The organism is Vibrio sp. 10N.222.51.C5, from assembly GCF_041474575.1.
Lineage (GTDB): Bacteria > Pseudomonadota > Gammaproteobacteria > Enterobacterales > Vibrionaceae > Vibrio > Vibrio crassostreae_C.
The window spans coordinates 1-15363 of record NZ_JBFRUJ010000061.1; the positions used below are offsets into that span (position 1 = coordinate 1).

General features: G+C 45.9%; 9 protein-coding genes and 1 pseudogene. 7 read left to right on the plus strand and 3 right to left on the minus strand.

All coding sequences use genetic code 11. The features are described 5' to 3' along the window. Nucleotides 1–19 precede the first annotated feature (19 nt). Nucleotides 20–682 (plus strand): annotated as a pseudogene (locus AB4558_RS18895) (IS110 family transposase); the annotation flags it as partial. 373 nt (nt 683–1055) lie between these two features. Here the strand turns inward: AB4558_RS18895 and AB4558_RS18900 are convergent. After that, nucleotides 1056–1838, minus strand: coding sequence for a DUF2971 domain-containing protein (locus tag AB4558_RS18900; RefSeq protein ID WP_372158994.1), 783 nt, complete (start codon nt 1836–1838; stop codon nt 1056–1058). Nucleotides 1839–2172: 334 nt separating this feature from the next. Continuing rightward, the gene (locus AB4558_RS18905; RefSeq protein WP_372158995.1) at nt 2173–4770 is read right to left on the minus strand and encodes a molybdopterin oxidoreductase family protein; all 2598 of its coding nucleotides are present in this window, start codon (nt 4768–4770) and stop codon (nt 2173–2175) included. A gap of 472 nt (nt 4771–5242) precedes the next feature. Between AB4558_RS18905 and nirB the strand changes: the two genes are divergently transcribed. The 4 genes from nirB (at nt 5243) to AB4558_RS18925 (ending at nt 11797) form a co-directional block, all read left to right on the plus strand. Then, complete coding sequence (nirB, locus tag AB4558_RS18910; RefSeq protein WP_372158996.1) at nt 5243–7825, plus strand: nitrite reductase large subunit NirB; 2583 nt, start codon at nt 5243–5245, stop codon at nt 7823–7825. A gap of 67 nt (nt 7826–7892) precedes the next feature. Continuing rightward, the gene (gene nirD, locus AB4558_RS18915) at nt 7893–8237 is read left to right on the plus strand and encodes a nitrite reductase small subunit NirD (RefSeq protein WP_012600889.1); all 345 of its coding nucleotides are present in this window, start codon (nt 7893–7895) and stop codon (nt 8235–8237) included. A gap of 143 nt (nt 8238–8380) precedes the next feature. Then, the gene (locus AB4558_RS18920) at nt 8381–9850 is read left to right on the plus strand and encodes a NarK family nitrate/nitrite MFS transporter (RefSeq protein ID WP_017060867.1); all 1470 of its coding nucleotides are present in this window, start codon (nt 8381–8383) and stop codon (nt 9848–9850) included. Between the two features lie 156 nt (nt 9851–10006). Further along, nucleotides 10007–11797, plus strand: coding sequence for a protein kinase domain-containing protein (locus AB4558_RS18925; protein WP_372158997.1), 1791 nt, complete (start codon nt 10007–10009; stop codon nt 11795–11797). A gap of 50 nt (nt 11798–11847) precedes the next feature. Here the strand turns inward: AB4558_RS18925 and cra are convergent, their stop codons facing one another. Further along, entirely contained in the window at nt 11848–12852 is a 1005-nt protein-coding gene (gene cra, locus AB4558_RS18930; RefSeq protein WP_102428344.1) for a catabolite repressor/activator, read from the minus strand. 382 nt (nt 12853–13234) lie between these two features. Between cra and fruB the strand changes: the two genes are divergently transcribed. Both fruB and pfkB read left to right on the plus strand, forming a co-directional pair. Next, entirely contained in the window at nt 13235–14368 is a 1134-nt protein-coding gene (gene fruB / locus AB4558_RS18935) for a fused PTS fructose transporter subunit IIA/HPr protein (protein WP_050712439.1), read from the plus strand. Between the two features lie 9 nt (nt 14369–14377). After that, entirely contained in the window at nt 14378–15355 is a 978-nt protein-coding gene (pfkB, locus tag AB4558_RS18940; RefSeq protein WP_017090852.1) for a 1-phosphofructokinase, read from the plus strand. Nucleotides 15356–15363 lie beyond the last annotated feature (8 nt).

A 15363-nucleotide genomic window follows, 5' to 3' on the forward strand; every position in this document is an offset into this window, starting at 1 on the left:
CTTAAGATCCTGTCTATGATCGGTACATAGAATGAGAGAGCATTGGGTTCGTGAACGCACCGCGCTTATGAATCGCATGCGCGCCCTACTTTCTGAGTTCGGGTTGATCATTCCCGTTGGTCGCTCTTCATTGATGAAACACGTTCCCTTAATGCTTGAAGATGCAGAAAATGAACTGCCACATCTCGCAAGAACGGGGATTGCCGATGCTTATCACCACCTTGGAGAGTTGAATCAACGTATCGCCGATACTGAACAAGTCTTCGACTCTTTTGCTAAGGTCAGCGCTAATGTTCAACGAGTGATGAAAGTTCGAGGTATTGGGCCGCAAACCGCTACTGCGATACTTGCTTCGATAGGCAATGGTTCTCAATTTGATAAAAGCCGTGATTTCTCTGCTTGGCTAGGACTAGTACCAAAGCAATATTCGACGGGAGGAAAGCCTCGCTTAGGTCGGATAACCAAACACGGTGATAAATACTTACGAACACTATTAGTTCATGGCGCAAGGACAGTCATTGCCAACCTTGGCGACAAGCAAGATAAGCTAAGTCAGTGGTGTCGAGGCGTTCTAGAACGAAGAGGAATGAACCGAGCGATAGTGGCACTTGCCGCAAAGAACGCACGAATTATATGGTCGCTTTTACACAATCAAACCGAATATGAAAACTATGCTGCTTAAGTAGAAACCTAAGCAGCATAGAGAGTTAAACCCACCGGGTCATTGCAGACGCTAATGATGGAGATAGGTTAAGACCACTTGCGGAGAGCCTGTTAATGCGGCGGACACACTAGATGTCATCTAACGAATAAGGCACCGCAGTCGCGCAAGTCATCAGGGCCACGACGGATGCGAATCGTCGATAAGTAGGCCGAATGTAGAGCGGCAGTCCAAAACCCATCAACATAAGTTTAGCGGATGTTTGACAACCGGGGGAATCCATGTAGCCGCATTAAGGTGTGAGCGGCGCTTGGCTATACTTGAGCGAAGCGAAACTGCCAAGCGTTGCGAATCACTCTTAAATGCTTTGTTGCATATATGTTTCTATTTACGATTAAATCTCGTTGTCTTGGGGATTGAGTGCAAAAAGGGTGACTTCGTTAGTCAGAAGTGATTCTTCTACTACCATCTCATATAACCCCCCAGACATTCTTGAATAATATATGGCGACCTTTTCATTGTTTTCCGCATTATATTTTTCGACCAAACCTCTAGCCGCCATGATATTCTCATAGCTCATCCGATAGCCGAGAATTATAGCCACCAAGGAATTAGGTTCATATTCATGAGCCTGATTTTTTGTTTCAGTATAATATCTAAGCTCCTTTTCATAAGACCATGCATCAGATTTAGAGCAAATTATGTCACCTAGATGACTTTTCAGTTGAGCAATAGTCGTACTACCCTCAAAGTAATATAACTTTGCTCGTTGGCTCGAGTATTGAATATCATTTTTTCTATACTCTCGGTTTTTGAATAGTTTTGTTTCATCAAAACAGTAGCAAACACCTGTATGATCTTCTGCATAATGAGCCCACATCAAAGGCTCATTTGGTGTCCTTGTGAAACATGTAACTACATAGTTTTTTAGTTGGTTATTAACAGATTTTTTTATAGACTTAACGAAATTAGCTTCATCACTATTGCAATTATTACCACCATAGTTTTGGCATCGCTCTTCAGAACTAAAATGATGCACATAGTTGTACGCAGCCTCGAAAGGGTCATTCAATACTTCCAATTTAGAAAAGCCTAAAGTCAGGTTTTTTAACGTCCTCTCTAGATCTTTAGTTTTACCGTACTTATAAATATTACTATCTAAAAATGAAACAGACATGCTATATCTCCCTCTATATGCATAACAGCTATATTAGACAGAATAATTCTATATTTTGTCCCTGAAACAATTCTGTCTAGTTTCCAAGACACACTACACTTAGTCTAATAACTCATTTAATAACATTATCTTACCTACTTATCTTTGTATCAAACATGACGAAAAGCAGAAATTTTTCATATAGTTTCTGAAAAATGCAGAAAACTCCCCAATGTGAGAGTAAACCGCAGTTCAGGCTATAAAGGTTGTATCTTGGAAGTTGTATTCTCAAACAAAAACGCCGACATGACTGTCGGCGTTTTTGCTATAGGTATGGATAAGTGAGAGGTAGTCACTACTTCGCCATAGTACTCAAAAACTCGGCTTCGAACTCTTCATCGGCTTCTCGGGTTAAGCATTCCACCAGCCAATCGATGCTTTGATGGTCGAGCTTACTGTTCACCACGAATGCTTGCTTTACACCAGATTGACCCAGCTTGGCAGAGCCGTAGTTCTTGAATGATTTATTGCCGTGGTAATGGAGTGATTTAATCGCTTCTGCGTCAGGTTCTGGCAAGGCATCGAGGGTATTAGCAAGCTGAATCACCAACTCCATTGGGTTCTTAGAGGAAGATATTCGATACAGAAAACCGCCCTCCACTCTTTGGCGAACCCAGTAATCAAAGCCGCTGCAATCCATCACCTTGTCACTGACCAGTGCGGCTTCGCTGCGATAGCCACACGGTTCAACCATCACTGGGGTATGTTTAAATTCTGGCTGACCTGATGCGGCATCGGTATGAGGCAAGATTAGGTCGCATGGTTTGCTGTCTTTGGCGGTGGGTGCGTTCCAGTGGATAGGCATGAAGACTTGTTCGCGGCGCATCTCTTTGGTCACTACTAAGCGGGCTTGGCACTCCCCTTGTGCGCTGCGTACTTTCACCACTGGATTAATAGTGGCGTGGTTGAAAGCATCTAGCCCAAATTCATCTAAGCCAAGCTCTGCAACCGTATCTGGATGCATGGCAACAAACGGTTCTGGGGTGTGTTCACCTAAGCCTGCCGCCAAACCTGTGCGGCTCATGGTGTGCCATTGGTCTCTGATTCGACCTGTGTTCATGATAAGCGGGAATTCAAGGCTGGTATCGGCAATCGGTTTGTCGTGCTCAACTGCAATAAACTGCGCTTTGCCTGATTCAGTAAAGAACTCGCCATTGGTGAACATGCGTTGCTCAATGATCTCTGGTTGATACTCTAACACTGGCCATTGCTGTGGAGTGAGTTCGCCATAGCCTTTTTCATCCAGTTTGGTTAATCCAATTAAGCACAAATCACGCGCTTTGCCCGTTTCATTGCCGAGCGCTGTCATCTCGCAATACTCTTTGAAGATCTCACCTTCGTGACGGAACTCAAACTGCTCTTTGAATCCCATTTTTTGCGCCACTTCTTTCAAGATCCACCAATCCGGTTTGGCTTCCCCTGGGCTTGGTAACACGCGGCGCTGGCGTGAAATTCGGCGTTCAGAGTTAGTCACGGTGCCCGACTTTTCGCTCCACCCTTGCGCGGGTAGCACTACATCAGCCAAGCGAGTGGTTTCCGTATCGGCAATGCAGTCAGATACCACCACAAATGGGCACTTCTCTAATGCCGCTTTGATTTTTTCGCTGTCAGGCAGGCTCACAACTGGGTTGGTTGCCATGATCCACACGGCTTTGATTTTGCCTTCATTCATGGCATCAAACAGGTCAATCGCTTTTAAACCCGCATGTGTGGCTAAGCTGTCGGTTTGCCAGAACTCGCTGACGGTCTGGTGTGATTGCGGGTCACCAAATTCAAAGTGCGCCGCTAAGGTATTGGCTAAACCGCCCACTTCTCGCCCACCCATCGCGTTCGGCTGGCCCGTTACAGAAAATGGCCCCATGCCCGGTTTACCGATTTTCCCGGTGGCTAAATGGCAGTTAATAATGGCGTTTACCTTGTCGCACCCTTGTGTCGATTGGTTCACGCCTTGGGAGTAAATGGTTAGCACCTTCTCGTTCGATGCAAACAAACTGTAGAACTGTTTCAGCTGCTGCTCTGTTAACCCTGTGAGCTCAGGAACGCTTTTGTCGCCCCAGCCTGATTCGGTATAACCTGACTCTGTATAACGGTAGTGAGTCGCAGATCGAATCGATTCAGTAAAGCCTTGAGTGTGGTTTTCTATGTAGTCTGTATCTAGCTTGTCGTTATCATCGAGGTAACCCAATAAACCATTGAACAACGCGACGTCTGAGCCTGATTCCAATGCCAAGTGTATATCAGCAATTTCACAGGTGTCGGTATAACGCGGGTCGATGACGATGACTTTCAATGCAGGGTTGGCTTGTTTTGCGGCTCTTAATCTTTGGAAAAGTACCGGATGACACCATGCTAGGTTGGAACCTGTAATCACGACTAGATCGGCTTGCTCGAGATCTTCGTAGCATACCGGTACTGTGTCTGCGCCAAATGCTCGCTTATGCCCGACCACGGTTGAAGCCATACACAACCTAGAGTTACTGTCGATGTTGCCACTGCCGATGAAGCCTTTCATCAGTTTATTGGCAACATAATAGTCTTCGGTAAGCAGCTGACCAGACACATAGAACGCAACCGAATCGGCCCCAAATTCTTCGATCGTTTGATTGAATTTGTCTGCGACCAACTGAGTGGCACTGTTCCAATCTAGCTCTTGTTTTTGCTCATTCTGAATATAAGCAGGCTGTGTAAGACGACCCAAAGGCGTGACGGTGTCGCCGAGCGCGATCCCTTTAGTACATAGCTTTCCATAGTTTGATGGATGATCTTTATCACCACGTACTTCTAGTTTTCCTAGCGATGTCGGTCTCGCTTCTATTCCACACCCTACACCACAATAAGCACAGGTCGATTTTATCCAGCCGTTGTTTGAATCGGTCATCCGTTTCTCGCTCAATTATCCATAATTGTAATAAGTGAAAACAAGCAAATAACACGCCACTTAATAGCAGTTGATGAATAGTAAGTAATTTAATTTAAAAACAACAACTTAATAAAAACACAAATATCAGCAATGAACCAATTAGAACTTAACCAAGATAGAAACTTAGTTTTTGCACCATCTTGCTGAAAGTTGCACCACAAACGCTCATTTATATAAATCTAACAAAAATTTTACATACCACTTTAGGGGTAATTGCGTGCTACCTCTATTTTTTAAACCACTGAAAATTATAAGTTAATTTTTATTTAAATGAACGAACCGTAATCTGGCATCCTCCTTGCTCCACTAAAAACCAAGACTTAGAAAAAACATTTTTGTTTTTCTTGATGATTATGAATTGAGTGGAATCTCAACCCGGTATTCATCTGCTAACGACTAGAAATTAGATGCTAGTGATGGTGACGCCGAGAATAAGGAATGGATTATGAGCAAGAAGAAAATCGTCGTTGTTGGTAACGGCATGGTTGGACACAAATTTATCGACAACATCCTGCAATCAGACAGTGATGAGTTTGATGTGATTACTTTTAGTGAAGAGCCAAGGCTGGCCTACGACCGTGTTCAGCTAACGGCTTACTTTAATGGTAAAAGCGCTGATGACCTGTCATTGACCAGTGAAGAATATTACCAAAGCAACGGCGTGAACTACTTGTTGAATCAGAAGGTTGCCAAGCTAGACACCGCCAATCAACAAGTCATCACTGAAAGTGGTCACGTTGAAAGTTACGACAAGCTAATCTTGGCGACGGGCTCTTTCCCTTTTGTTCCCCCTATTCCCGGTAACGACCAAGAACACTGTCACGTTTATCGCACCATCGAAGACTTAGACGCCATCGAGCTTTCAAGCAAAGGCAGCAAATCTGGCGTGGTGATTGGTGGTGGTCTGCTTGGCTTAGAGGCCGCAAACGCAGTCAAAAACCTTGGCTTAGAAACCCATGTGGTTGAATTTGCTCCACGCCTGATGGCCGTTCAGTTAGATGACGGTGGCGGCGCCCTACTGCGCAGAAAGATTGAAGACCTTGGTGTGCAAGTTCATACCGAGAAAGCGACCTCTGAAATAGTCGACGGAGAAAACGCTCGCTACCGCATGAACTTCGCAGACGGCACCCACTTAGAAACCGATATGATCGTATTCTCTGCCGGTATTCGCCCTCAAGATGAGCTAGCAAGAAGCTCTGATGTCGAGATTGGCGAGCGTGGCGGTATTGTGATCAACAATCACTGTCAAACCAATATCGACAACGTTTACGCCATTGGAGAATGTGCCCTTTGGGATAACAAGATCTTCGGCTTAGTGGCTCCCGGTTATTCGATGGCAAAAATCGCGGCTTCGCATATTGTCTCTGACGGTACTGACGACGCTGCATTTACGGGCGCAGACATGAGCACCAAACTCAAACTGCTTGGCGTCGATGTTGCCAGTATTGGTGAAGTGCACGGCAAGACAGAAGGTGCTCAATCGTATACCTACAACGATGAAATAGAACAAGTTTATAAGCGCCTGATCATTTCGGCTGACGGCACAAAGATTGTCGGCGCAGTATTGGTCGGTGATGCAGAAGCCTACGGTTCGCTACTGCAAATCAAGCAAAATGATATGCCCCTTCCTGAAAACCCATCAGTGCTAATTTTACCTAACGTGGCCGATGATTCAGGTTCGGCAATGGGTGTTGAAGCTCTGCCTGATAGCGCTGTGATCTGTTCATGTTTTGATGTGACCAAAGGCGATATTAAAGAGGCCGTTTCAGCTGGCTGCACCACGATGGCTGCATTGAAAGAAACCACGAATGCTTCAACAGGTTGTGGCGGTTGTTCTGCCCTTGCGAAACAGGTTCTCGATAGCGAGCTAAGTAACCTAGGTGTGGAAGTCTCTAACGATATCTGTGAGCACTTTGCTTATTCTCGCCAAGAGCTTACCGACATCATTCGCGTCAACAAAATCAAGACCTTCGACGAGCTGTTAGATTCTCACGGCAACGGATTGGGCTGTACTGTGTGTAAACCGGCTGTCGGTTCGATTCTGGCTTCGTACTGGAACGATTACATCCTGGAAGATCAACATATCGAGCTTCAAGACACCAATGACATCTACCTTGGCAACATGCAAAAAGACGGCACTTACTCGGTAGTTCCGCGTATTGCTGGCGGTGAAATCACTCCAGATAAATTGATTGTTTTAGGCGAAGTCGCTAAAGAGTTCGACCTGTACACCAAAATCACGGGCGGTCAGCGTGTCGACTTGTTTGGCGCACAGCTTAACGAACTGCCTATCATCTGGAAAAAGCTGATTGATGCAGGTTTTGAAACGGGCCACGCCTACGGTAAATCGGTTCGTACCGTGAAATCTTGTGTCGGTAGCACTTGGTGTCGATACGGTGTCGACGACAGTGTTGGCTTAGCGATTCGACTTGAGAACCGCTACAAAGGCCTGCGTTCACCACACAAGATCAAGTTTGCGGTTTCAGGCTGTACTCGTGAATGTGCAGAAGCCCAATCAAAAGATTTTGGCATTATCGCCACCGACAAAGGTTGGAACCTCTACATCTGTGGTAACGGCGGTATGCGCCCTCGCCATGGTGACCTTTTCGCTACCGACCTTGATGAAACCACACTCCTTAAATACATCGACCGCGTTTTGATGTTCTACACACGTACCGCAGACCGCTTACAGCGTACATCGGTATGGATGGAGAACCTTGAAGGCGGCATCGAATACCTCAAGCAAGTCGTGATTGAAGACAAGCTCAACGTTGCTGAAGAACTTGAGGCCGATATCGCCCTCAACATCGAAAAATACCAGTGTGAGTGGAAAACCACCATCGAAAACCCTGAAAAGATGAAACGCTTCCAGCACTACATCAACAGCGAAGAAATGGACACTAGCCTGTCATTCATCAAAGAACGAGAGCAGCGTTTTCCTAAGCCGAGCTTGAGCTCTTCTTCCGATTCAAAACGCGATGAAAAGCTCGCTAAAGCAGACCAAATCGAAGTGACTGAGGTTTCATAAATTTCATCAGGTTCATCAGGTTCATCAATAAAAAAATAAAAACTCAATTTTAGACTAGGAGAAAGTCATGGAAAATTGGACAACCGTATGCAGCACCAGCGATCTAACCCCAAACGGGGGAATTTGCGCCAAAGTAGACGATAACCAAGTGGCTATTTTTTACTGCAAGCGCAGCGACACGCTTTATGGGCTCTCTAATTACGACCCTATCGGCAAGGCGAATGTGATGTCACGTGGTATAATTGGTTCATTAAGCGGAGAACCTTACGTGGCCTCACCCTTATACAAGCAGCATTACCACTTAGAAACTGGCGAATGTCTTGAACAGCCTGAGCTCAAGCTCGTGAAATTTGAAGTTCGCAAGCAAGGAGAACAAGTTCAAGTTCTCGCACCACTTGCTATCGCCAGTTAACTAAACCGCCGACACCATCATGCAAACGCTTATTGGCGTGCGCAATTTCGGCACAGGGTTTATGCACATTAAAAGCGTTCTAAGTTCGGAAGTAACGCAGGTGCACAAACCGGGTAATTTTCCAGATTTAAAGGATTTAAACCATGGATAACACTAAATTTTCGCTGCTTTCATTTACGGGTAAGATGAAGGTATTACACCTAAGCTGGATGGCCTTTTTCATTACCTTTGTTGTGTGGTTCAACTTTGCCCCACTACTGCAAATGGTAAAAACTACGCTTGGTCTTTCTACTGAAGAGATCAAAACCCTCCTGATCCTCAACGTTGCATTGACCATTCCGGCACGTGTCGCAATAGGCATGCTAACCGATAGATACGGCCCAAGGTTGGTTTACTCTTCGCTACTCGCGGTCTGTTCTATCCCTTGTTTCATGTTTGCTCTGGCAGACTCTTTCATTCAAGCAGCAATCGCTCGTTTCCTACTGGGCTTCATTGGTGCAGGTTTCGTTGTCGGTATTCGTCTTGTGTCTGAATGGTTCCCACACAACGAACTGGGTACTGCAGAAGGTATTTACGGCGGCTGGGGTAACTTCGGTTCAGCAGCAGCGGCGTTCACACTTCCAACTCTCGCTCTAGCGTTTGGTGGTGAAGACGGCTGGCGTTATGCGGTCGGTATTACCGGCGTAATGAGCTTAGCGTTCTCGTTTATCTTCTACAAAAACGTGTCAGATACACCAAAAGGTTCGACTTACTTCAAGCCTGCTCAAGTAACAGCAATGGAAGTGACATCAAAGGGTGACTTTTTCTTCCTACTTATTATGAAGATCCCTATGTATGCCGCTTTAGCGCTACTGACTTGGAAGCTATCACCAAGCAACATCAACATGTTGTCTGACATGGCGGTTTACTCTGTGTATGCAGGTTTAGCAGCACTTTACGTGTACGAAGTGTCGCAAGTTTGGAAAGTAAACAAGAACGTATTTAAAGAAGAAGTGCCTGAGATTCACCAGTACAAGTTCAAGCAAGTAGCGGTACTTAACGTATTGTACTTCGCAACATTTGGTTCTGAACTGGCTGTGGTTTCTATGCTGCCACTGTTCTTCTCTGAAACCTTTGAATTAACACCGGTTCTTGCAGGTATGGTTGCATCGGCTTATGCCTTTATGAACCTAATGTCTCGCCCAGGTGGTGGTTGGATTTCAGATAAATTCGGTCGTAAACCAACACTGCTTATTCTAACGATTGGTCTTGCTGTGGGTTACTTCGCAATGGGTCAAGTCGACAGCACATGGCCTGTATGGCTAGCGGTTGTTGCGGCGATGGCGTGTTCTTTCTTCGTGCAAGCGGGTGAAGGTGCGGTATTCGCAACGGTTCCTCTAATCAAGCGTCGTATGACAGGTCAAATTGCAGGTATGACGGGCGCTTACGGTAACGTGGGTGCGGTAGTTTACCTAACTGTGTTGTCATTCGTGAGCTACCAAACATTCTTCTTAGTGATTGCTGCAACAGCGGTACTTGGCTTTGTAACTCTACTGTTCATGGAAGAGCCTAACGGTCAAATCGCCGAAGTAAACGACGATGGCAGTGTCACGCTGATTAATGTTTCAAGCTAGGAAGCATTGATATTATTGAATCGGGAGAAGCACCTTAGCGGATACATCAATGCTAGGTGCTTCGTTCAAAGGCTCTAAGTTCACTAGGGCTTTTGTTCTTCCTAGGATGTTCTGTCAAGGAAGCGGGAAGAAGAGCAGTTAAGAAGAAGACCAGTTATGACAATTTCATTCAGCCAAGGGCAAGTCATCACGCCAGAATCCAACAACCAGTTAACGCTTAAGTTTGGTGGTTATTCGAATCAAGGCGTACGTGATGAAAACCAAGACGCCATCATTGTAAAACACCCCAAAACTCGCGTAGAGCAAGAGTTGAAAGGTAGTGTTGCCTGCATAGCAGACGGCGCAAGTTGCAGTGAACATGGCCAGAAAGCCAGTCACACCAGCGTGATGCAGTTTATCGACGACTATTACGCAACTCCCCAAAGCTGGAGCATCCAACGTTCGGCGCAAACGGTCTTAACGTCCCTCAATTCTTGGCTCTTCAACACGTCTGTTTCTAATATTCATCCCGCACAACAAGTGAACCACAATGCCCTCGTTTCGACGTTCAGCAGCGTGATATTAAAATCGAACACCGCACATATCTTCCACGTGGGCGACAGTCGCATTTACTTACTAAGAGATGGAGAATTACGCCAGCTAACGCGCGATCACACCCGTAAAAATATGGGGCAAAAGCATTATCTAACACGCGCCTTGGGCATGGACAACCAACTCAACGTTGACTATCAAACCCTTCCTATCAAGAAAAACGACTGCTTTATCCTGACATCTGACGGCGTGCACGAGTTTGTCTCTCCCAACACTTTCAAGGAACACATCGACAAACCCGGAGCGGATTTCGAATACGCAGCACAAAGCATCTGTAACACCGCTTTAAGCCACAATAGCTCAGACAACGTGAGCTGCTTGATTGTGCAAGTCAGCCATCTGCCAAAACCTTCGCTGATTGAATTCCATGAAAAGTTGGCTAAACGTGCTATCCCACCCGCTTTAAAGCTCGGCCAAAGTATCGACAACTTCATGGTGCTTGAGGTGTTGTATGCAGGATCTAGAAGCCATGTGTATCGTGTGATGCAGAAAGAGACACAGACCGAGTTCGTGCTGAAAGTCCCTTCTGTTCAATATCACGATAGCCCTTCTCAACTCAGAGCTTTCTTTAATGAACAATGGGCGGGGATCTTGCTGAAAAATAAGAGAGTAATGAAGGTTTACCCGACGCCAGAGAACTCGCAATTCTTATATCAAATCTGCGAATGGGTAGAAGGTATCACCCTAAGACAATGGATGTACGACAATCCAAAGCCGTCACTCAATGAAGTGCGCGACATACTAGAAAAAATCACACAAGGCATTCGAGTATTACAACGTGCAGACATGGTGCACCGAGACTTAAAACCGGAAAACATCATGATTCAACGTGATGGTGAGGTAAAAATCATCGACCTTGGTGCGGTGTTAGTGAGAGGCCTTGAAGAGGGAGAGCTCACCGACAAAGACGACACACCATTAGGCGCGGTCAATTACATAGCGCCAGAGACCATCAAGCACAACACGGCCACCACCAGTTCGGATTTGTTCTCTATCGCTGTGATCGGCTATGAGATGCTAACCGGTGCATTGCCCTACTCTGAAATGACTGCCCAATCGCTTAAACAATCTCGCCACCATCAATGGGAATACCAACCCATAACTCAGAAACGAGCGGACTTACCAAGTTGGGTGGATTTAGTGTTACAAAAAGCCTGCGCGGAATCGCCAAGCGAACGTCATCAAGTGTTAGGGGATTTTGTGGCAGACCTTTACACACCAAACCAAAGCTTGGTGAAAAGCAAAGCCAAGCAACCTTTGATAAACCGAAACCCGATCCAGTTTTGGAAAGTGTTGGCCTTGTTGCTCGGCATTGTTGCCATTGTGGAAATGGGCTTATTGCTGAGTTCAAATTAATTACAGGTTCGAGTTAAACGCGAGGCTTCTAGCTAACTGTAAAATTCGAGCTAGCCTCGTTTTACTAAGCTTCTTGGCACTAGCTCAATGCCAGCTTGGTAACGTTTCGCTGACGCGTTCAAAGCCAAAGCAAAAGCACTATCGGCAATCACTTCGAATTGTTGTGGCAGTGAATGGACTTTAAAAGGTAAGAAATCCAATAAACGGTTATCACCAAAGGTTGCCAGCTTTACTTGGCTGATCAGTTCTGGCTTTTCGACCATCACATCCAACACACCTTCTAACAAGGTGTAAGACATAGTGACAATCGCATCGGGCACCGTGCCTTTGGCAATCCAACCCTCAAAAATCTCACGTCCTGATTCTCGGTCAAAGTGCTCGCCATAACCGACAACCATCGGCTTGTTGTCTGTTAGCCTTGTTTGTTGAGTATGTGCTTTATTCGCCGCTTCAAAACCCAACTGACGTTCACGTGAAATGTTCAGATCAGGCAGTGCACCAATCAAACCAACACTATGAATACTGTCATCAAGAATCGAGTGGGTCAGTTCAAACGCAGCCTCGAAATCTTCACTGATCACACAGGCAAAATGCTCATCATCTAAAGGACGGTCAATCGCAATAACGGGTGTGCCTGAGTTTTGCAACTTCAAGTAGAACTCATTGGCGTCTGGCATTGAGCTCGCCACCAGCAAGGCATCGATACGACGGCTAACAAGCGCTTCCGCAACTTTACGTTCGGTTTCAGCGTCATCATCTGAACAGCCAATCAAAATCTGATAGCCCACTTTACGTGAGTTCTGCTCTATCAGTTTTGCTAAACGCGCATAACTGCTGTTTTCCAGATCAGGAATAATCAAACCAAATGAACGGCTATTACCAGCACGCAGCGACGAAGCAGCATGGTCTGGTCGGTAGTTATACTCTTCCACAACCGCCATGACTTTCTGCTGAGTCTTTTCACTGATTCTGTATTTCTGCGCCTTGCCGTTGATGACATAACTGGCCGTGGTTTTCGATACTCCAGCCAATTTAGCAATTTCATCAAGTGTCATATGGGTGACCTGTATTTTGTGCGTAGGATCATATAACCAATGATCTGATCCTCGGATTAGTTGAATTATATGCTGAATCGATTCAGTATAAAAGCTGAAAGGATTCAGCAAAATCTGAAAAGTGACTTCAATCATCCTTTTGTATGGATTGAGCGTCATTTGTTGTGATTCAACTTCTCGTTATTAACGAAACTGAAATTACGACACGCAGCAAAACTATTTTGAAAACCAAAATCGGCTTTGCTGAATTTTTTTACACTGAATGCTGAACCGATTCAGCCAGGATAAAAAAGAGCAAGCAAAGAGTTAAGCTCCATAAACCTTGCTCTAGACTGAATCGTAGCGATACACAAATTCTCAAGCGATACGCTAAAGAGGCACCATGCTTAAATTATCAAAATCTGACATCACTCTAGGCCAAACTGCCGAAGACAAATTCAAAGCAATCCAAAACATTGCTGGCGACCTGACAGCTAAAGGTTTAGTTGACTCTGGTTACGTTGAAGGAATGCTGAACCGTGAAAACCAGAACTCTACGTTCCTAGGTAACGGCATCGCGATTCCTCACGGAACGACGGATACTCGTGGCCTAGTGAAAGAGACAGGCGTTGCGGTACACCACTTCCCTGAAGGTATTGATTGGGCAGACGGCAACCGTGTTTACGTAGCAATTGGTATTGCAGCTAAATCTGACGAGCACTTAGGCATCCTTAAGCAACTGACCAAAGTTCTGGCAGCTGACGGTGTTGAAGAGAAATTAAAGCAAGCGAAATCAGAAGACGAAATCATCGCTCTACTTAACGGCGAAGTTCAGCTTGAAGCCGACCTAGACGCTTCTTTAGTTCAGCTACTGTTCCCTGCAAGCGACATGATTCAAATGTCTGCAGTTGCGGGCGGTCTACTTAAGAACACAGGTTGCACAGACAACGCATTCGTTGCTGACCTAGTAACGAAAACACCAACTCACCTAGGCCAAGGCCTGTGGTTGTTGGGCAGCGACAAAGGTGTAACTCGCACTGGCGTATCTTTCGTTTCAACAGCGAACCATTGTGAATACGAAGGCACACCAGTTAAAGCATTGGTAGCATTCGCCGCTTGTAACAGCGCGCACCAATCTATTCTGGCAAACCTAAGCAAGATGGTTTTTGAAGGTAAACAGCAACAACTGTTAGCCGCTGACGCAGCGCAAGTGATTGGCCTTCTAAAAGGTGAAGCGGTTTCTACAGCGTCTCAAGACGACGACAACTGCGCAGTCTTCAAAATCAAAAACGCACACGGCCTACACGCTCGTCCAGGTGCAATGTTGGTTGCTGAAGCGAAGAAATTCGAATCAACAATCCGCGTTTCAAACCTAGATGGCGACGGAAAAGAAGTGAACGCGAAGAGCTTGATGAAAGTCATCGCACTTGGCGTTAAACACGGCCACCAGCTTCAGTTTGTTGCTGAAGGTGACGATGCAGCACAAGCACTTGAATCGATTGGCAAGGCTATCGCTTCAGGCCTTGGCGAAGGTTAAGGAGTCGATATGTCTGATAAACAAATCAAAGCCGTTACCGTAACGCTAAACCCTGCCCTAGACCTGACAGGTGCTATCGACGCACTAAATGTAGGTTCAGTTAGCCTAGTAAACAAAGGCTCTCTGCATGCAGCGGGCAAAGGCGTAAACGTCGCAAAAGTTCTTTCAGAGCTTGGCGCGAAAGTGACCGTAACAGGTTTCCTTGGTCGCAATAACGAAGAAGCGTTCTGCCAACTGTTTGAACAGATGGGCGCAACTGACCGCTTCATCCGTGTTGATGGCGCAACTCGCATCAACGTAAAACTGGTTGAAAACTCAGGCCAAGTAAGCGACATCAACTTCCCAGGTGTTCCTGTTGATGCTGACGCGATTAAAGCGTTCGAAGAAACCCTATTAGAACTTGCTGAAACGCACGATTACTTCGTGATTGCAGGCAGCTTGCCACAAGGTATCTCTCCTGAGCTTTGCGCTTCTTGGGTTCAACGCTTACACGATTTAGGTAAGAAGGTTCTATTTGATAGCAGCCGTGACGCACTTAAAGCCGGTATCAATGCACAACCATGGTTGATCAAACCAAACGATGAAGAGCTGTCTCAGCTGTTCAATGCAGAGCTGACAACTCGTGACCAATGCCAACACGCGGGCCAAGCCCTAAGTGAAAAAGGCATCGAGAACATCGTGGTATCACTTGGCGCTGAAGGCGTGATGTGGCTTAACCAAGGTGAATGGTTACATGCTCAACCACCGCGCATGCAAGTAGTAAGCACGGTAGGCGCAGGTGACACATTGGTTGCTGGTCTATGTTGGGGTCACATGCAACAGATGCCAAAACCAGAACTTATTAAATTCGCAACCGCCCTATCTGCTCTAGCAGTTTCACAGGTAGGCGTGGGCATCACCAGCCAACAAGAGCTGGATTCAGTACTACAAAATATCCAATTACAGTCGCTTAGTGCTCCAACTAGCCAGTTAGACACAAGCAAATAGGACAAAAG